The sequence below is a fragment of the Paraglaciecola aquimarina genome (assembly GCF_032464635.1).
Taxonomy (GTDB): domain Bacteria; phylum Pseudomonadota; class Gammaproteobacteria; order Enterobacterales; family Alteromonadaceae; genus Paraglaciecola; species Paraglaciecola aquimarina.
Genome location: NZ_JAWDIO010000002.1, coordinates 484242 through 500543, shown reverse-complemented (window position 1 = coordinate 500543; position 16302 = coordinate 484242). Strand labels below are relative to the sequence as shown.

Sequence of the window (16302 nt, the reverse complement as noted above, 5' to 3'; positions counted from 1 at the left end):
CATGCAGCAGAATCAACATTGGTCGAGCTTAAAAGAACGTGGCAATATGTTTGGTATTCAATGCCTAGTATTTGTGTATAAAGTCTTTGGTAAATGGCTGTTTCAAGTCTGTTTGTTTCCAGTCATGTTATATTTTTATTTAACTGGGCACATTGCTCGTCATGCAGCCAAAGATTATTGGTTACAAATCGAAAAGACGCAAAACCTTCCTCAATCTAGCGGCTTTACGTTACACCGACATGCATTCAAAATTTTTATTACTTTTGGTTTAGCTATAGTTGATAAGTTTGATGCTTGGTTGGGTAAAATCCATATCGATGATATCGAGATTATGAACGGCGAATGTTATGACAAGTTAACCTCTAGTAAAGGTGCTGTCATACTTAGCGCACACCTTGGAAATATGGAAATTTGCCGGGCTATTTTTAGCTCGGGCGCGAACAAGAAAAAACTCAACGTTATTACCTACAACGAACATGCCCCTTCTTTTAATAATTTTCTTAAACGCATCAACCCAGAAGCTGCAATTAATTTTATTCATGTAAATAATTTTGGGCCAGACGATACCATCATGCTTAAGCAAAAAATTGATGACGGTGAGGCGGTGGTGATTTTTGCTGATCGTACATCGGTTAACAATCCCGAGAGTGTTAAGTTTGTGCCGTTTTTATCTAAGCCAGCGCCGATTGCGCTTGGCCCATTTGCTTTAGCTACTATCATGGAATGTCCTGTGTTTTTTATGACTTGCTTAAAAGACTCAAATAGTGGGCGTTACCAAACTTACATTGAAGAATTTGCTGAACCAATCAAAGTAAAAAGGAAAGAACGACAAGAGTATTTCCAAAGTTTAATGGCAAAATATACTCAGAGACTAGGGCATTATTGTTTAAAAGCACCTTATCAATGGAATAACTTTTTCGATTTTTGGCGGGCTAATGAAGCTAGTGAACCCGAACAAACAAAACAAAAAACAACAGAACAAAAAAAAGATAAAGCGGGAGTTAACTAAATGGAGTCAGACTTGAATAAAGTATGTTTAGGTTCAAATAAACTCTCTATTAAAGATGTGGTGAGTATTGCAAAAACGGGTCAACAGGTAGTGTTGTCACAAGACAAATCCTTTACAGACAAGATTGATCAAGGGGTCATTTTTCTCGACCAGTTACTAGAAGAAGACGGTCATATTTATGGTGTTACCACGGGGTATGGAGACTCTTGTACCGTTGAAGTGCCTTTATCTTTTGTGCATGAATTGCCCATCCACCTTACACGCTTTCATGGTTGTGGGTTAGGTGACTTTTTAGTATTGAAGAAGGCAGAGCGATACTCGCTGCTCGTTTGATTTCGCTGTCACAAGGCTTCTCTGGGGTCAGCTGGGAGCTACTCAATTTGTTAGTTGCCATGCTTAATCAGAATATTATTCCAGTTATTCCTAAAGAAGGATCTGTGGGAGCGAGTGGAGATTTAACACCATTATCTTATGTTGCTGGCGCATTGATTGGCGAAAGAGATGTGTATTACCAAGACAAGATTATGCAAAGTGCAGAGGCATTCAAATTAGCAGGCCTTGAACCTATCACATTACGTCCCAAAGAAGGGCTAGCTATCATGAATGGTACGGCGGTGATGACTGCATTGGCGTGCTTAGCGTTTGATCGAGCAACTTATCTGGCTAAATTAATGGCTCGAATTACGGCTCTTTCAAGTTTGGCATTAAAAGGCAATAGTAATCACTTTGATGATATTTTATTTAGCGTTAAGCCTCATCCTGATCAGAACCAAATCGCTTCTTGGATCCAAAACGATTTAAATCATCACTCTCACCCTCGTAATTCTCAACGTTTACAAGATCGTTATTCTATCCGTTGTGCTCCGCACATAATTGGTGTTCTGCAAGATAGCTTGCCATGGTTTGAAAGTATGATTACTAACGAACTCAACAGTGCTAATGACAACCCTATTATTGATGGCATTGGTCAACATGTTTTACATGGCGGCCATTTTTATGGTGGTCATATTGCAATGGCGATGGATTCATTGAAAAACTGTGTGGCCAATTTAGCCGATTTAGCTGATAGACAAATTGCCACAATGGTAGATGAAAAAATGAATCATGGTTTGCCTGCTAACTTGTCTGGCGCTAAGGGTGACAGACGTTTTATCAATCATGGTTTTAAGGCTATTCAAATCGGTTGTTCTGCGTGGACAGCAGAAGCCCTCAAGTTGACTATGCCTGCCAGTGTGTTTTCTCGTTCTACTGAATGTCACAATCAAGATAAAGTGAGCATGGGAACAATTGCCGCTAGAGACTGCTTAAGAGTATTACAATTGACCGAGCAAGTGATTGCAGCGACGTTGTTAGCCTCGGTGCAAGGTGTTTGGTTACGTATTCGAAGTGGTGAACTGCAAGCACAATCATTAACGGCTGATGTGGCAGACATGCTTAGCGATATTGGTGAATTTTTCCAACTAGTTGAAGAAGATCGACCAACCGACAAACTGTTAAGACAAACCGTTGCATATGTACAGCAACAAAAATGGATGCTGTATGAAAGCTAAACCTATAGTCAGTCATTCAACTGAAATGGAAGTGCAGTTTTTTGATGTGGACTCTATGCGGGTGGTTTGGCATGGCAACTATGTTAAATATCTAGAGGTCGCACGTTGTGAACTGCTAAAGTTATTTAATTATAACTATTTAGATATGGAAGCCTCGGGTTATCTTTGGCCGATTGTTGATATGCGTCTTAAATATGTTGCTTCGGCTAAGTTGAGTGATTGCATCGTGATCGAAGCTAGTTTGGTTGAATATCAAACTAGAATGAAAATCGAATATATTATTAAAGATAAAGTGTCAGGTAAGGTCTTAAATAAAGCTTATACCATCCAAGTGGCGGTCGATATGTCGGATGGCGAAATGCTATTCGAGGCTCCTTCTTGCTTGATAGAGAAATTATCGCCTTATCTCGATGCTAATGACGTTTCTGGTGCGTAATCTTTGTAACATCTAATATTTGTAGCCACTAGTTAACATGCGTTTATATATGGAGAAATTAAAATGAGTAACGCAGAAGTTTGTGATGTAGTAATTATTGGAGCGGGCCCATCTGGGGCAATCGCAGCTTCTATGTTGGCTAAAAAGGGATGGAGTGTCATTGTAATTGAGCGTGAATTGTTTCCTCGTTTTTCCATTGGCGAGAGTTTACTACCCCATTGTATGGAATTTGTAGAACAGGCAGGTATGTTAGACGCGTTACATGAACATGCTGCCGAACTAGGGTTTCAATACAAAAATGGCGCAGCGTTTTATCGAAAAGGTGAACGTTCAGATTTTAATTTTGAAAACAAATTTTCCAATGGACCTTAGTACTACATTTCAGGTAAAACGCGCGGTATTTGACAAGTTACTGGCAGACACAGCGGCAGGTTCTGGCGCTGATTTTAGATATCAACACACTGTAGAATCAGTTTCTAGTGATGAAAACTCTGCGAGTTTACAAATTTCTACAGCACAAGGTGATTACCAGATTAACGCCAAGTTTATGTTGGATGCCAGTGGTTTTGGGCGAGTGCTGCCCCGTTTGTTAGATTTGGAATCGCCGACCAACTTAGGCAATCGTAAAGCGGTATTTAGCCATTTTAAAGACAATATTCCAGCGTCGGCCAATTTTGATCGAGAGAAAATATTAATAACAGTGCATCCAGAAATAGCGGATGTTTGGTATTGGCTTATTCCGTTTTCAGATGGTACTTCGAGTGTCGGTGTGGTTGTAAGGCCAGAATGCTTAGATGATTCTCAAAATGCTAATCAACAACTTTTGTCGTTTATTCATCAAGATGACAATTTAAGTGCGCTATTTCAAAATGCCGAGTTGTTACAACCAGCAAGAGTCATTGGCGGTTATTCTGCCAGCGTTAAGTCTTTACATGGCCCTAGTTATGCTCTGTTAGGTAATGCAGGTGAATTTTTAGATCCGGTGTTTTCTTCCGGGGTGACTATCGCTATGCGGTCAGCTTGGTCTGCCGCTACCGTGCTAGATCGCCAACTGTCTGGTGAAGATGTGAACTGGCAAGTCGACTACGAAGAGCCTTTGCGCAAAGGAATTGATGTTTTCAAAACATTTGTTATGTCTTGGTATGATACTAGCCTGCAGAATGTGATTTTTTTCCAAGATGAAGACTCGGAAGTTAAACCCATGATTACTTCTATTTTGGCGGGGTATGCCTTAGGATGAAAGCAACCCATTTGTAAAAAATTCTACGCGAGGTATAAGAATGCTAACAAAATTGTGTGAGGCGGATTGATTTGAGTTCCCTAGAGCCTCTCTATATTAATGGATTTGGTTTGTGTAATCCGCTTGGTGCCAGCTTAGAAGACGTTGCACAGCAGTTATTTTCTGGGTCGCAAGCAGGCATGATGATCCGCAATGACTTATTGTGTGATGGCGATATTTATGTTGGTCAAGTCACAGCCGAATTACCTGATTTAAGTCACTTGCCTAAACATTTTCAAAGTCGCAATAACCAACTGGCGCTAGTGGCCTATCAGCAAATCGAACAAGTGGTTAATGATTTTAAGTGTGAATATTCAGCCCAGCGAATTGGCGTCATATTGGGTACTAGTACTTCTGGCATCGCGCAAGGTGAAGATGCTATGTTGCACAAAGTTGAGCATGGTGAATTTCCAGAGCCCTATGATTATCGACTGCAAGAATTGTCTAATCCAGCAGAGTTTATTAGCCACTATGCTGGCTTAACAGGTTTTGTGTCGGTGATCTCGACGGCTTGTTCATCAAGTGCTAAAACTTTTATGACCGCTGCTGAAATGATCCAAGCAGGCTTATTAGATGCGGTCGTTGTGGGCGGCGTTGATTCCCTGTGTGGGATGACAGTAAATGGCTTTAGTGCTTTAGAATCAACGTCAAGTGGAGTGTGTAATCCTTCAAGCGCAAACCGCGATGGTATTAATATTGGTGAAGCTGCCGCCTTGGCGGTGGTTAGTCGTAAAAAGGCACCGATAAAACTTTATGGTGGGGAGAGTCTAGCGATGCCCATCATATGTCTGCACCTCATCCCGAAGGCGAAGGCGCTATCGCCGCGATGCAACAGGCTTTAAGCAAAGCTGGTGTTGTAGCCAAGGATATTGATTACATAAATCTGCATGGAACGGCGACTAAAAAGAATGATGAAATGGAAGCAATAGCTGTTTCAGCTATTTTCCCAAACAAGCCATTTGCTAGCTCTACTAAAGGTTATGTAGGGCACACATTAGGGGCGGCTGGCGCAACTGAGTTGGCATTTTGTTATTTAGCACTGCAGCATAAAAAGCTGCCAGTGCATTTATGGGATGCTGTAGAAGATCCTGCGCTACCTCAATTGAACTGGGTAACAACAGAGAATCATCAAGTGGATAGCGTGAGTTTATGCTTAAGCAATTCTTTTGCTTTCGGCGGCAACAATGTCAGTTTGGTGATAGGCCTAAGCAATGAATAAATACCCGATTGAGCAAGTTGTGCCTCATGGGCACCCAATGATTTTAGTAGATGAATTGATCAGCTATACACCCTCGTCTGCAAGTTGCTCGGTGGAGATCCGCACCGATAGTAATTTTTACAACAGTGAAAAAAAATCCATTCCCGCCTATGTTGGTTTAGAATATTTAGCACAAACTATTGCGGCTTATGCGAATGCATTAAAAGTTGATGAAGGCGGCGAGGTTGCGCTCGGTTTTTTGGTCAGTGCGCGTAATTATGTATCTAACGTAGCTGAGTTTTCCTTGGGTACAATATTGACAACGACAGTGACTAAATTGTTTAAAGAAGATAATGGACTGAGTGTATTTGAGTGCTGCATACATGCAGGCCAAAAAAACTGGTTGAGGCAAAAATCAATGTTTATGAACCAGAAGACCCCAGTCTTTATTTAAAGGAGCAAACAGAAAAATGACAAAAAGAGTTTTAGTAACAGGCTCCAGTAAAGGAATAGGGAAGGCGGTAGCGTTACGGCTAGCTAAAGATGGTTTTGACGTAGTGGTACATTGTCGAGGTGATCGTAGCTCAGCCGATGAAGTGGTTAAACAAATTAAGGCATTAGGTGGCGAGAGTTATTGTTTGCAATTTGACGTTGCTAACCGTAGCCAAACGCGGGAAGTCTTAGAGCAAGATCATACCGATAATGGTGCTTTTTATGGCGTGGTTTGTAACGCTGGCATTACCCGAGACACCGCATTTCCGGCCATGACCGAAGGTGAGTGGGACGATGTTGTGCATACCAACCTAGATGCTATATACAACGTTTTGCACCCTTTAGTGATGCCTATGGTAAGAAATAGGCAGGGCGGACGAATTGTTACAATGGCGTCGGTATCAGGCGTAATTGGTAATCGTGGTCAAGTCAATTACAGCGCATCTAAAGCGGGTGTCATAGGGGCCACCAAGGCATTAGCCTTAGAATTAGCTAAACGTAAAATTACGGTCAATTGTGTTGCGCCTTGGTTTAATTGATACTGGTATGACGGATGAATTACCGATGGATGAAATTACTAAAATGATCCCTCTAAGAAGAGCGGGCCAAGCAAATGAAGTGGCAGGTTCTGTCGCATTTTTAATGTCTGACGACGCGTCATATATTACCCGTCAGGTGCTTTCAGTGAATGGCGGTATGGCTTAATGAAACGTGTAGTAGTGACAGGCATGGCGTCTATAACCGCTCTAGGGGACAATTGGGCAAGTTTTGAATCGGCACTTAAAAGAAAGAAAAATGCTGTAATACGCATGCCCGAGTGGCAGAACGTTAAAGGTTTGAATACAGATTTAGCCGCCCCGGTTGTAGACTTTAAAACACCAGAGCACTATACCCGCAAACAAACCCGTTCTATGGGACGTTTGTCAGTGATGGCGACCCGCAGTGCTGAAATGGCGCTCGAACAAAGTCAGTTATTAAATGATAAAGTACTCACCAATGGTGCTACGGGGGTTGCCTATGGCTCATCGATTGGCTCGACGCCACCACTAATCGGCTTTGGTGATTTGTTGAAAAATCACGACATGTCGGGGATGACCGCTACTAGCTATATTCAAATGATGAATCATACATCAGCCGTGAACATAGGCGTATTTTTTGGAATTAAAGGGCGTATTCATACTACAAGTTCAGCTTGTACGTCTGGCTCACAAGGTATTGGTTACGCCTATGAAGCCATAAAATACGGTAAGCAGACCGTAATGGTAGCGGGGGTGGTGAAGAACTTTGTCTATCTGAGGTGGCTGTGTTTGATACGTTGTTTGCTACCAGTACTAAAAAAGAACATCCAGAATCAACCCCTCGCCCTTTTGATTTGGAACGAGATGGGCTGGTGATTGGCGAAGGTGCAAGCACCCTTATTTTAGAAGAAAGAGAACACGCGATCGCTCGTGGCGTGCCAATTTTAGCCGAAGTGGTTGGTTTTGGTACTAACTCGGATGGCCTGCACGTAACTCAACCCAACAAAAATACTATGGCTATATCGATGCAACAAGCACTAGATAATGCAGGGCTTTCGGCCGAAGAAATAGGCTACGTCAGTGCACATGGTACCGCTACAGTGAAAGGGGATATTGCTGAAACTCAAGCCACTCAAATAGTGCTAGGTAAAAACAAACCTGTTAGCTCACTTAAGAGTTATTTAGGCCACACTTTAGGTGCATGTGGGGCGATTGAAGCTTGGGCTAGCATCGAAATGATGAATAGAAATTGGTTTGCGCCAACTATTCAATTGAATCACATTGATCCTATGTGCGGTGAGCTAGATTACATAGTTGGGGACGGTGCAAATATAGACACCAACTACGTGATGAGTAACAACTTCGCTTTTGGTGGAATAAATACCTCATTGATCTTTAAAAGGACTATGTAACCTGAGTTCTGGAGAAGCCGAACCTATCGATAACGCTCTTTAGGTGTCTAGCGGCGTTGGATTGTTGAGCAATAACACGTTATGACGTACAACAATCCGCCTTGCTATACACGAAAAATTTCTTTACCGAGTAACGTTTAGCTGAGGTTATTTAGACAAAACATATTAAATTATTGAATTGTATTGATATTATTTAGCTTGAACGATATTTCTCACCTATAGCTCAGGTTATGTAATTCACCTCCCAAATATTTGGAATTGCACGAAGATGAAATACCAAAACAACCATCATACATACACTTTTAAAAATGAATAAGGCAACTAAGGGAGCTCTACTCTCCCTCAGCCCCCCCAATCAAGACACCCATAATTAGATTCGACGAATCCGCAATTTGAACTAGCCCCCCTAATCAAGACACCCATGATTAAATTCGACGAATCCGCAATTTGAACTAGACTAATGGTAGTGATTCAACCAAGGATGGCCATGATGCCTCAGTCTCGTAAAAGCCAAATCAGTTTAGTCGACACCCCTTATTATCATTGTGTTTCACGCTGTGTTCGCCGTTCATTTTTGTGTGGTGAAGATACGTTGACAGGCCAGAGCTATGAACATAGGCGGACTTGGGTTGAAACACGCTTGCTTCATTTAAGCCGCATCTTTGCTATCGACATTTGCGCCTATGCGGTGATGAGCAATCACACTCATGTGGTGCTGTGCGTGAACAAACCTTTGGCTGAGCGCTGGACGGTGAAACAAGTGCTCGTTCGCTGGCATCAACTGCATAAAGGCACCTTGTTGTCGCAGCGGTTTATGCGAGATGACACGTTGAGCAAGAGTGAGCGGCATACCCTTCTAGAAACCGTTGAAATTTACCGGATGCGTTTGTATGACATCAGTTGGTTGATGCGTAATCTTAATGAGTACATAGCCCGAGAAGCCAACAAAGAAGATGCCTGCACTGGCAGATTCTGGGAAGGACGGTTTAAGTCTCAAGCACTACTCGATAAATCAGCCCTACTGGCCTGCATGGCTTACGTGGACTTAAACCCCATTCGCGCCAATATGGCCAACACACCTGAGGACTCTGACCACACCAGTATTCAAACTCGGATACAAGCTTTGAGACACCACCAGCAACCCAAAGGTTTAATGCCATTTGTTGGCAACCCCAAGGCAAAACATGCCGAGAGGCATCGCTTTTTCACTAAAAGATTACTGCGACCTCATCGACACCACAGGTCGTGTTATCAGAGATGATAAGTCAGGATTAATCGATACACAGCAACAGCCCATTCTACAAAGGCTAGGCCTAAACGACGAACAATGGCTGACCTTAACCACAGAATTCGAAAAGCACTTTTGTTACGCTGTAGGCAGTGAACATTTAATGCGAAACTTCAGCCTACACACCCAACATCAAAAAATACGAGGCATAGGTAAAGCCAAAACCCTACTTAAACACGCTTAGCCTTTTTTCCAAAGTAACAAACCTCATCAACATCACTGTTGAAGCCAGACACGCCTGATATTCACTACACACCACAAAATCACGTCATCATACCCGTAAACATCGTCAATCTAGTTGTCTTGAGCATAATTTAAACCGAATGGATTAGAAAAGCGGGACCTGAGATGGTTTAAGAGCCATTACTGATATGGGTGTCTCATTGGAGGTTCTTTTAAAACCCATTGTTTTTATGGGTGTCTTGATTAGGGGGGTTAACTAATGAAAACAAGAATGCCAGTTAGTATACCTAACTGGCATGGTTGATTTAAGAATGTTCGTTTATTCTTGGCTATGGTTAGTCGTTTATATTGTTTACAAACGTATTTCTGTTACCTTGCCATTGGCGTCAAATTCAATTGCTTGCTTCTTGAATTTGTTTAGCCAGTACATCCAAGTGGCGCCTTCTAAAGATGGATTAGCATGAATAGGCGGTCTGCCCATCGCAAATAAAACCCCGTCTTTTGTCATACCTACACTAGGTTTACCAGATTTAATACCTGCTTGGTCCAACGCACTTAATGATGCTACTTTGTTTTTATCACAAGCGGGGCCAATGAAGTTAGATACATTTTTCAATAATGACTCACCAGCATTTCTAGTATGCTTATCCCAAAGGTAGGTATAAGTAACGCCATTATAATTAAACTCTATTTCTTTGTTGCCAACATCTTCAATTTTTACTTCGGTACACATTGGGATAATAGAACCGGCTAGTTGATAGTTGACTGCATAAAGTACTTTTCGTTTGTGGTCAGGGTGCAAGTTGACAAGTGTCACCATAGTGGCGCCTTCTTGGATTCCGTAGTTGTTCGCGTCTCCTGAAGAGCTTGTTGAAGAACAGCCCATTGTGACAGCGCTGATAGCTGCCATTACTGTTAGAAGTTTTCTTGCTTTGGTTGTTAACATCATTTTCATCCTTTTAAAGTTTAGTTGGCGTACTCTAATAAACTGACGTAATAACGGCTAGAGTGGTGTTATTTAATTACAGTTAGAGATAATAATCTAGTCTGTAATTGTTTTTCCATTTGACCACATTCTCGTAGAATATCCGCAATATCGCCTAATGAAATATCTTTTTCTTTTTTTACAAAATAATACTGCTTGCATAGCGAATGCTCGCCATTTGTCGCCGATCTCGGTGGTCAATTTTGACAATTCATACAATTCTGTATCGCCTGTTAAAGTTGCTGCTTCGTCTAAAAAACTGGCATACATAAATCTGAATCCGGCACCGCCAGTGCCTATTTCTTCCTGCATCCTTACTATGTTCCCTAAGTACAAACGTTTGTATTTCATAGGTTTGGATTCTAATTTTTCAATTTGCTTGGCCAGATAAGTAATACCTTTTATGCCAAAGAACGGAATGCCTGGGATAGGAATGCCGTACATCATCTTGGCGGTTTTTTTAATGCTTTTGTAAATCAAAGTATTCAGATCAAAGGGTTGTTGATTATCTTTTAAAACATACATTAACCCTTTGGGAGCTAGGGCCCCCTAGCGAATCTAGCACGTTTTAAGCTGTCGGCATCACAGGTGACTACATCTTCAAACACTGGATCGCTAATTAAATAATCCCCATCGGCATTTTTTCCATATACAATCAGGTTGTGGGCATTAAAGTGGAAACGCATATCTTCAGGAAAATAAGGTAGCCAGTAAACGGAAGTTTGCAAACCAACACTATGCCCTTTTGCGAGTTCAGCATCTAAAGCTTGCATGCCTTTGTCGGGGTTAGAAAACTTCTGACTTTCTACCGTCATATTTAGTTTTTTAGCGACACCCTTAATGATACTTTTTGGTGGCATTCTATACGCTATAAGTGGCAAACCATTGATTTTAATAAAAGGTAAATATGCAAAGGTTAACGCTGATGCTAAGCCAAATGCCATAGGTTCACTCATCGTGATGCGTCCTTGATTGGTCAGCATATTTGCTACTACGCCAGTTTCACAATGCGAGGACTGGCGATGAGTAAAAGCATTTACAATTTGAGTCATTATTTTTCTGTTACTTGAGTGAGTTGTTGTAGTGACAAAGCAAAAACGTCGCAATAAATGGCGAGCTTACGTTGGCTTAACTTATTGAATATTTTGGGTTGTAAATGTCGCTTTACTTGCCACTGAAAAAAGCCGCTGACTTGGGCCAAGTTGGCTACGTCAAGACGATGTTGGTACATATGGTATGCTAAGGGAGAAACTGTTCCCGCTAAAACCGCTTGTTTTGCTTCTGCGGCTAAACGATGTAAGTCTTCAACGGCCATTGAAGTAGCAAAACTCTCTACTTCCCATCCACTCGATTGTACGCCAGTGTAATGCCCTTCTTTGTCGGTGGCATACACTAACTTTTTATGGCCATCATAAGTTGGGCTGTCATCTTGGGGAACGTTATCTTGGCGCATATTAGACTACTGTCAATTGAATAAATCCGCTGGAAAAGCGTCCGCTTTCAGGAATATAACAAAGAATACGTTGGCCCACTTCAAGTTGCTTAGAATAAAGTAGCTCTTCCAGCATAATAAAAATTGAGGCTGAGCCAGTGTTACCTTTTTGAGGTAAGTTCGTGAACCACTTTTCGTAGGGTAGTTCAAAATCAATATTAACCAAGCTTTGATAGACTTTTTCTCGAAAATAATTAGACGAGTAATGAGGTACAAAGTAATCAAAGTCAGCAGGGTTTAATTGACGTTTGGTAATAATGCGTTTTAAGGTTTCTTCAACGGTTATTCGAACAATATTCTCGTTTAACAAGCGCACGTCTTGTTTTACCGTCATAATTGACTCTTGCTCTCTTTGTTCGCCGCTGTAAGATGGCCAACCTTTTAGTTTGCCGTCAATTTTTTCAGCGCCAGCATACATACAAGCTTCAAGCTCATTGGCAAAAGAGAAACTATCAATCCAATCAATACGCAGCGAGATATCTTTATTATTGGCTTTGTCAGACAACAAAGCGGCTCCGGCACCGTCAGATAACATCCAGCGTAAAAAATCTTTCTCAAAGGCCATTTCGGGGTGTTCGTCGAGGGTTTCCACCTTGTGTTGGTGTTCAGCATCAAAATTACGAGCATGCATAATTGAAGATGCCACTTCGCTGGCCACTACTACGCTTTTTTGGCTTTCATTGGCTTTAACATTTAGATAAGCGTATTTGAGTGCGGTCACGCCACATAAACACACGCCAGATGTTGAGACAACTTCGCAAGGCGGGCTTTGCAATTCGCCATGCACCATAGATGCGTGATTGGGCATAACTTGGTCGGGCATTGAGGATGATGCCACTAAAGTGTCAATTGCTGCCAGCTCAGTCTCGTCGTTAAATAGACCTTTTACTGCTTCGGCTGCTAATGCAGCATTGGTATAGTTTTGTTTGCCTGTTTCTGGATCGATTGCGTAGTAACGTTGCTTGATGCCATTGCTGCGTAAAATAACAGCGCGGGCACGAGACTTTTTGTCGCCTATTAGGCCAAGGCGTGTTTCCATTTCGTTATTGTTTACCGCAGTGTTGGGTAAAGTTACCGATAACTTGTTAATAAATACTTGTTTTTCCATATTCTAACTACTCTCCCGATGGTTCCGCATAGTATTTTTTTTGTGCAATGATCTTGCTTTTAGTCAGCGGCGAAATAAGTTTCTTAAGCAATGCGCTAATAGGGACCACAGTGAGGATTAATAATATTAAAAAAGTAACGTAAACACAGAGGCCTATCGCTCTTCGAGTACTGTCTTGCGGGCCAATTTTTTGGAGGATGTTTGACCATATACCAAAGCTATGATTCGCCATTCTTTCACTGGCAATTAATTTTTCGTTAATGGTCACAGCAGACATGTTACCAAACATGCTTTGTTGAATAGGCTCAGGATTAGTTTCAAGTCGATGTTTAATCGCTTCACCAAACCGTTTGGCGCTTGTAATTTCTTGTTGTGCAATACCGGCAGCTGGCACCCAAGACAGGGGTTTTCTTTTGCCTGTTAACATCCATAACGGGGTGGCTAGAAAGCTAAAAAATGCGCCACAATCGTCACTTAATACCACATTATCAACCAACTTAGCATTTAGGCCTTTAAGTAGGGTTTTCACTTTTTCTTGGGCCATTAACCACATGCCACGACAGCCAATGATGGTGACGACAGGGGTGTCAGCGAATAGTGCTTTAGCTTGTTCCGATTGCAAAAAAGAGGCAATGGGCAATGAGGGCGACAAAAACCAAACTTGATAGGTAAGTATGATCAAATCGTATTTCTCATGTTTTGTGGTGAACGCCTTTAAGTCAATAGGTTGCATTTTTACCGTTTCAGGAAATATGCGAAAAAACTTGAAGAAAGGCCATGGAAAAGGAAAAGGCTTTTCTGGTTCAAGAACAAGTGTTTCTAGTGATATTTGATCTGATTCTTCTAAGGGGGTACAGACCGAATTCTTTATGGCAGCTAACTGGCCTGTTTGTGTGTAACAAATAGTAAGCACTTTATGCATAAGTAGCCTGATTGTTCCTTCTTCAGTAAAGCTTTATTATACTTAACCTTAGTCTAATGTGAACTAATACTTATGATGCCAATCCCTGATAACTGTTTTCGATTTTCTCTGTTTTTTCTCATCTTATTTAGCATGAGTAACCACTGCTTTTCGGCAGATCTAGAATTAACTTTTACGACTAAATACCCTAAAGCAGGCGAACTACATATTCAGCTATTTAACCTCGGTATACCGATAGAGGGTAAATATGAATGGCAGAATATACAAGCTATCAGCAGCCATGCCTTCACTATGACAGCGGCTAGAAACGACAGCACTTTCACTTTGAAAAATATCGCTCCTAGGTCTTTATGTTTGCGTGCCTTTTTAGACTTAAATGCGAATCAAGTATTAGACAAAAGTGCCATGGGATTACCTAAGGAGCCTGTTGGCTTGGCCAATAATCCGGCCTTGATGTTTGGTGAACCATCACCGGACAAAGCATGCTTTGAGATCCAGGAAAAAGATAATCGACAAGATATTGCCTTACGTGAGAAAAAACCTAAAAAAAGTAGTTATACCAATCCGCGTTGATAGTAGCCACTTAGCGAGAGTTTAAATGGGTTTAATCAATGCCGATTGGTAGTCGCCTGAAGAGTTAAAATGGCTGTTGAATGACGTTCCGCGCTTGAGTTGGGCTGACACTGTTCATTTAGGGCAACCACCTAAGCATTGGCTGCTGTGCTCTGCCGATTATGTTGAGTATAAATCATTGATGTCTAATATGAAGGGCGTGGCGATACTACCAGATAACAATTGCTCTGCAGTGAACCTCTTTGCTATGCAATCAGCGTGAGCATTTTCCAACAACATAGCATGGCAATGTCGATGAGTTTGTGTTTCATTCCAGATGAGGGCTACTGCCTGCTGGTTCTCTGCTTCGGCTAAGGTTAGGGCGCTTATCAGCAGTGTTTTTTCGATGGCTTGTTGATCAGCACCTACAAATAAATTACTACCATGCATAGCAAATTCTTTAGCAATGTAAAAATTTGCCGCATTGCCTACAGTTGAAACGAAATTTAAGGGCTTAATTGATTGCTTAGCGTGCACTTCTAATATTAGTTGTTGCAAGAGTTCTACTGAAAAATACTGAGCACAACTAATCAGCGCTAGTTTATCAGACTGCTGTAAATCAGCATTTAGCTTGGCTACAGCTGCTAACCCTGACAGGGTAAAGTTGTCGATTCGGCGCACCGCCACACCAAATTCATCTTTAATCTGACGTCTAAGTGTTTTGTTTTCTACAGTTCGATCATGACAGTAGCTTGCTTGTTTTAAGACCGTGACTTTCATGCCGTTACCACCGTTAAAACTAATGCCGCGTTGTTACCACCAAAACCACAATGGTTAATGAGCATATTTTTATAGTGATAAAGCGCTCGGTCTGTTGCTGCAAAAGGTAGCATTTTGTCGGTTGCTCCCGTTTCGATGAGGGGGAGGTTCTCAGCGCATAATAATGTGTCCATAAGGGCAATTTCTATTGCTCCACATGCGCCTAGTGTATGACCGATAAACGGTTTTAAGGCGATGATTGGAGGAGGCGTAGAAAAGCTTTGGAGTAAGGCATTGTACTCTGAAATATCATTGTTATATGTAGCTGTGCCATGCACTTTGACTAAATTAATATCAGCCGCTGTTAAATTTGAGCGGGCAATAGCCTGATTTAATACCTGAGTTATATGACTGCCATCTTCCGCAGTCATGGTTAAACTAGAAGTATCACAGGCAGAGTGGCCACCTAACAGGCTAAAATAACGTTCTCGGTTAGGTTTATCTTTCGAAAGCAATAGTGCTCCAATACCTTCACCTAAAATGAGCCCATCTCGTCCGGTTTCAAAAGGACTCAGTCTACCTTTGCTGATCAAGTCCAAGGAGTGAAATCCATCCACTGTTAAATGGTTGTAGAACTCGCACCCAACAACTATGAGGTGTCTAAACTGACTATGCTGCAGAAGTTTTTTCCCATATATTAAGGCGTTAATACTTGCGGTGCAGGCTGTATTGAATATTAGATGACAAGGGCTTAAGCCTAAAGATTGCTGTAAATGCTGACTAAGACGATCAATTTTCGGTAGCCAAATGTTTTGCCCTTGATTGGGTTCTATCGTGCCAATATCCAATGAAGTTGAACCCAACATCAGCGCTGTATTTTTTAGCTCGCTAGGGGGCAGCCCACTGTTTTCAATCAGCTGTTTAGTCACAGTGGTAAGCGAATCGAATACTCTTTGCTCGCTAGTATCAATATCGATGCCTTGCATACTGTAAAAAGGGACATCGACTTGATCAGGCATTAATAGGCTACAATTTGCCGCGTTGTGAAAACGCAAAGGCTGGCTTTTGCTGCTGCCGCAGGCAGTGTGAGACAGGCTAGAATGGATGTAAACGTTCATA

General features: G+C 41.7%; 14 protein-coding genes and 5 pseudogenes. 11 read left to right on the top strand and 8 right to left on the bottom strand.

Annotated features, from left to right (window positions below; translation table 11 throughout):
• Position 1 precedes the first annotated feature (1 nt).
• From RS130_RS03090 to RS130_RS03045, 10 genes and pseudogenes are all read left to right on the top strand, one after another.
• Positions 2 to 1009, top strand: coding sequence for a lysophospholipid acyltransferase family protein (locus RS130_RS03090; protein WP_316024749.1), 1008 nt, complete (start codon positions 2 to 4; stop codon positions 1007 to 1009).
• Positions 1010 to 2559: pseudogene (locus tag RS130_RS03085) on the top strand (HAL/PAL/TAL family ammonia-lyase).
• Positions 2549 to 2995 (top strand): acyl-CoA thioesterase, encoded by a 447-nt coding sequence (locus tag RS130_RS03080; protein WP_316024748.1) that lies wholly within the window; start codon positions 2549 to 2551, stop codon positions 2993 to 2995. The pseudogene RS130_RS03085 and the gene RS130_RS03080 overlap by 11 nt, the downstream one beginning before the upstream one ends.
• Positions 2996 to 3058: 63 nt before the next feature.
• Positions 3059 to 4305 (top strand): annotated as a pseudogene (locus RS130_RS03075) (NAD(P)/FAD-dependent oxidoreductase).
• Position 4306: 1 nt separating this feature from the next.
• On the top strand, positions 4307 to 5116 hold the full coding sequence (locus RS130_RS03070; protein ID WP_316024747.1) for a beta-ketoacyl synthase N-terminal-like domain-containing protein: 810 nt from the start codon (positions 4307 to 4309) through the stop codon (positions 5114 to 5116).
• Positions 5059 to 5493 (top strand): beta-ketoacyl-[acyl-carrier-protein] synthase family protein, encoded by a 435-nt coding sequence (locus RS130_RS03065; RefSeq protein ID WP_316024746.1) that lies wholly within the window; start codon positions 5059 to 5061, stop codon positions 5491 to 5493. The genes RS130_RS03070 and RS130_RS03065 overlap by 58 nt, the downstream gene beginning before the upstream one ends.
• Positions 5486 to 5926 (top strand): hotdog family protein, encoded by a 441-nt coding sequence (locus tag RS130_RS03060; protein ID WP_316024745.1) that lies wholly within the window; start codon positions 5486 to 5488, stop codon positions 5924 to 5926. The genes RS130_RS03065 and RS130_RS03060 overlap by 8 nt, the downstream gene beginning before the upstream one ends.
• 16 nt (positions 5927 to 5942) lie before the next feature.
• Positions 5943 to 6669: pseudogene (locus tag RS130_RS03055) on the top strand (3-ketoacyl-ACP reductase FabG2).
• Positions 6669 to 7894, top strand: a pseudogene (locus RS130_RS03050) (beta-ketoacyl-ACP synthase). Before RS130_RS03055 ends, RS130_RS03050 begins: the two co-directional pseudogenes overlap by 1 nt.
• 490 nt (positions 7895 to 8384) lie before the next feature.
• Positions 8385 to 9366, top strand: a pseudogene (locus RS130_RS03045) (transposase).
• 351 nt (positions 9367 to 9717) lie between these two features.
• Here RS130_RS03045 and RS130_RS03040 read toward each other — a convergent pair.
• The 6 genes from RS130_RS03040 to RS130_RS03015 all read right to left on the bottom strand — a co-directional run bounded on the left by RS130_RS03040 (position 9718) and on the right by RS130_RS03015 (position 13872).
• On the bottom strand, positions 9718 to 10314 hold the full coding sequence (locus tag RS130_RS03040; protein WP_316024744.1) for an outer membrane protein assembly factor BamE: 597 nt from the start codon (positions 10312 to 10314) through the stop codon (positions 9718 to 9720).
• Between the two features lie 93 nt (positions 10315 to 10407).
• The gene (locus RS130_RS03035; RefSeq protein ID WP_316024743.1) at positions 10408 to 10875 is read right to left on the bottom strand and encodes a DUF4872 domain-containing protein; all 468 of its coding nucleotides are present in this window, start codon (positions 10873 to 10875) and stop codon (positions 10408 to 10410) included.
• A 14-nt stretch (positions 10876 to 10889) separates the two neighbouring features.
• A complete protein-coding gene (locus tag RS130_RS03030; protein ID WP_316024742.1) occupies positions 10890 to 11402 on the bottom strand; it encodes a BtrH N-terminal domain-containing protein in 513 nt (170 codons plus the stop codon).
• A complete protein-coding gene (locus RS130_RS03025; RefSeq protein WP_316024741.1) occupies positions 11402 to 11803 on the bottom strand; it encodes a DarG family dialkylresorcinol biosynthesis protein in 402 nt (133 codons plus the stop codon). Before RS130_RS03025 ends, RS130_RS03030 begins: the two co-directional genes overlap by 1 nt.
• 1 nt (position 11804) lies before the next feature.
• On the bottom strand, positions 11805 to 12950 hold the full coding sequence (locus RS130_RS03020) for a beta-ketoacyl-ACP synthase III (RefSeq protein ID WP_316024740.1): 1146 nt from the start codon (positions 12948 to 12950) through the stop codon (positions 11805 to 11807).
• 7 nt (positions 12951 to 12957) lie between these two features.
• Positions 12958 to 13872: a dialkylrecorsinol condensing enzyme gene (locus tag RS130_RS03015; protein WP_316024739.1), complete on the bottom strand. Its 915-nt coding sequence runs from the start codon at positions 13870 to 13872 to the stop codon at positions 12958 to 12960.
• Between the two features lie 132 nt (positions 13873 to 14004).
• Between RS130_RS03015 and RS130_RS03010 the strand changes: the two genes are divergently transcribed.
• Complete coding sequence (locus RS130_RS03010; RefSeq protein ID WP_316024738.1) at positions 14005 to 14445, top strand: DUF2141 domain-containing protein; 441 nt, start codon at positions 14005 to 14007, stop codon at positions 14443 to 14445.
• Positions 14446 to 14604: 159 nt separating this feature from the next.
• Here RS130_RS03010 and RS130_RS03005 read toward each other — a convergent pair whose 3' ends face one another.
• Both RS130_RS03005 and RS130_RS03000 read right to left on the bottom strand, forming a co-directional pair.
• Positions 14605 to 15204, bottom strand: a complete 600-nt coding sequence (locus tag RS130_RS03005) for a hypothetical protein (RefSeq protein ID WP_316024737.1) — start codon at positions 15202 to 15204, stop codon at positions 14605 to 14607.
• Positions 15201 to 16301, bottom strand: coding sequence for a beta-ketoacyl synthase N-terminal-like domain-containing protein (locus RS130_RS03000; RefSeq protein WP_316024736.1), 1101 nt, complete (start codon positions 16299 to 16301; stop codon positions 15201 to 15203). The genes RS130_RS03005 and RS130_RS03000 overlap by 4 nt, the downstream gene beginning before the upstream one ends.
• Position 16302 lies beyond the last annotated feature (1 nt).

What these genes read in the sequence shown, in the direction of transcription:
- RS130_RS03090 (WP_316024749.1), top strand. Translation starts at nt 2, where the DNA reads ATGCAGCAGAATCAACATTGGTCGAGCTTAAAAGAACGTGGCAATATG.
- RS130_RS03080 (WP_316024748.1), top strand. Translation starts at nt 2,549, where the DNA reads ATGAAAGCTAAACCTATAGTCAGTCATTCAACTGAAATGGAAGTGCAG.
- RS130_RS03065 (WP_316024746.1), top strand. Translation starts at nt 5,059, where the DNA reads ATGTCTGCACCTCATCCCGAAGGCGAAGGCGCTATCGCCGCGATGCAA.
- RS130_RS03060 (WP_316024745.1), top strand. Translation starts at nt 5,486, where the DNA reads ATGAATAAATACCCGATTGAGCAAGTTGTGCCTCATGGGCACCCAATG.
- RS130_RS03040 (WP_316024744.1), bottom strand. Translation starts at nt 10,314, where the DNA reads ATGATGTTAACAACCAAAGCAAGAAAACTTCTAACAGTAATGGCAGCT.
- RS130_RS03035 (WP_316024743.1), bottom strand. Translation starts at nt 10,875, where the DNA reads ATGTATGTTTTAAAAGATAATCAACAACCCTTTGATCTGAATACTTTG.
- RS130_RS03030 (WP_316024742.1), bottom strand. Translation starts at nt 11,402, where the DNA reads ATGACTCAAATTGTAAATGCTTTTACTCATCGCCAGTCCTCGCATTGT.
- RS130_RS03025 (WP_316024741.1), bottom strand. Translation starts at nt 11,803, where the DNA reads ATGCGCCAAGATAACGTTCCCCAAGATGACAGCCCAACTTATGATGGC.
- RS130_RS03020 (WP_316024740.1), bottom strand. Translation starts at nt 12,950, where the DNA reads ATGGAAAAACAAGTATTTATTAACAAGTTATCGGTAACTTTACCCAAC.
- RS130_RS03015 (WP_316024739.1), bottom strand. Translation starts at nt 13,872, where the DNA reads ATGCATAAAGTGCTTACTATTTGTTACACACAAACAGGCCAGTTAGCT.
- RS130_RS03010 (WP_316024738.1), top strand. Translation starts at nt 14,005, where the DNA reads ATGAGTAACCACTGCTTTTCGGCAGATCTAGAATTAACTTTTACGACT.
- RS130_RS03005 (WP_316024737.1), bottom strand. Translation starts at nt 15,204, where the DNA reads ATGAAAGTCACGGTCTTAAAACAAGCAAGCTACTGTCATGATCGAACT.
- RS130_RS03000 (WP_316024736.1), bottom strand. Translation starts at nt 16,301, where the DNA reads ATGAACGTTTACATCCATTCTAGCCTGTCTCACACTGCCTGCGGCAGC.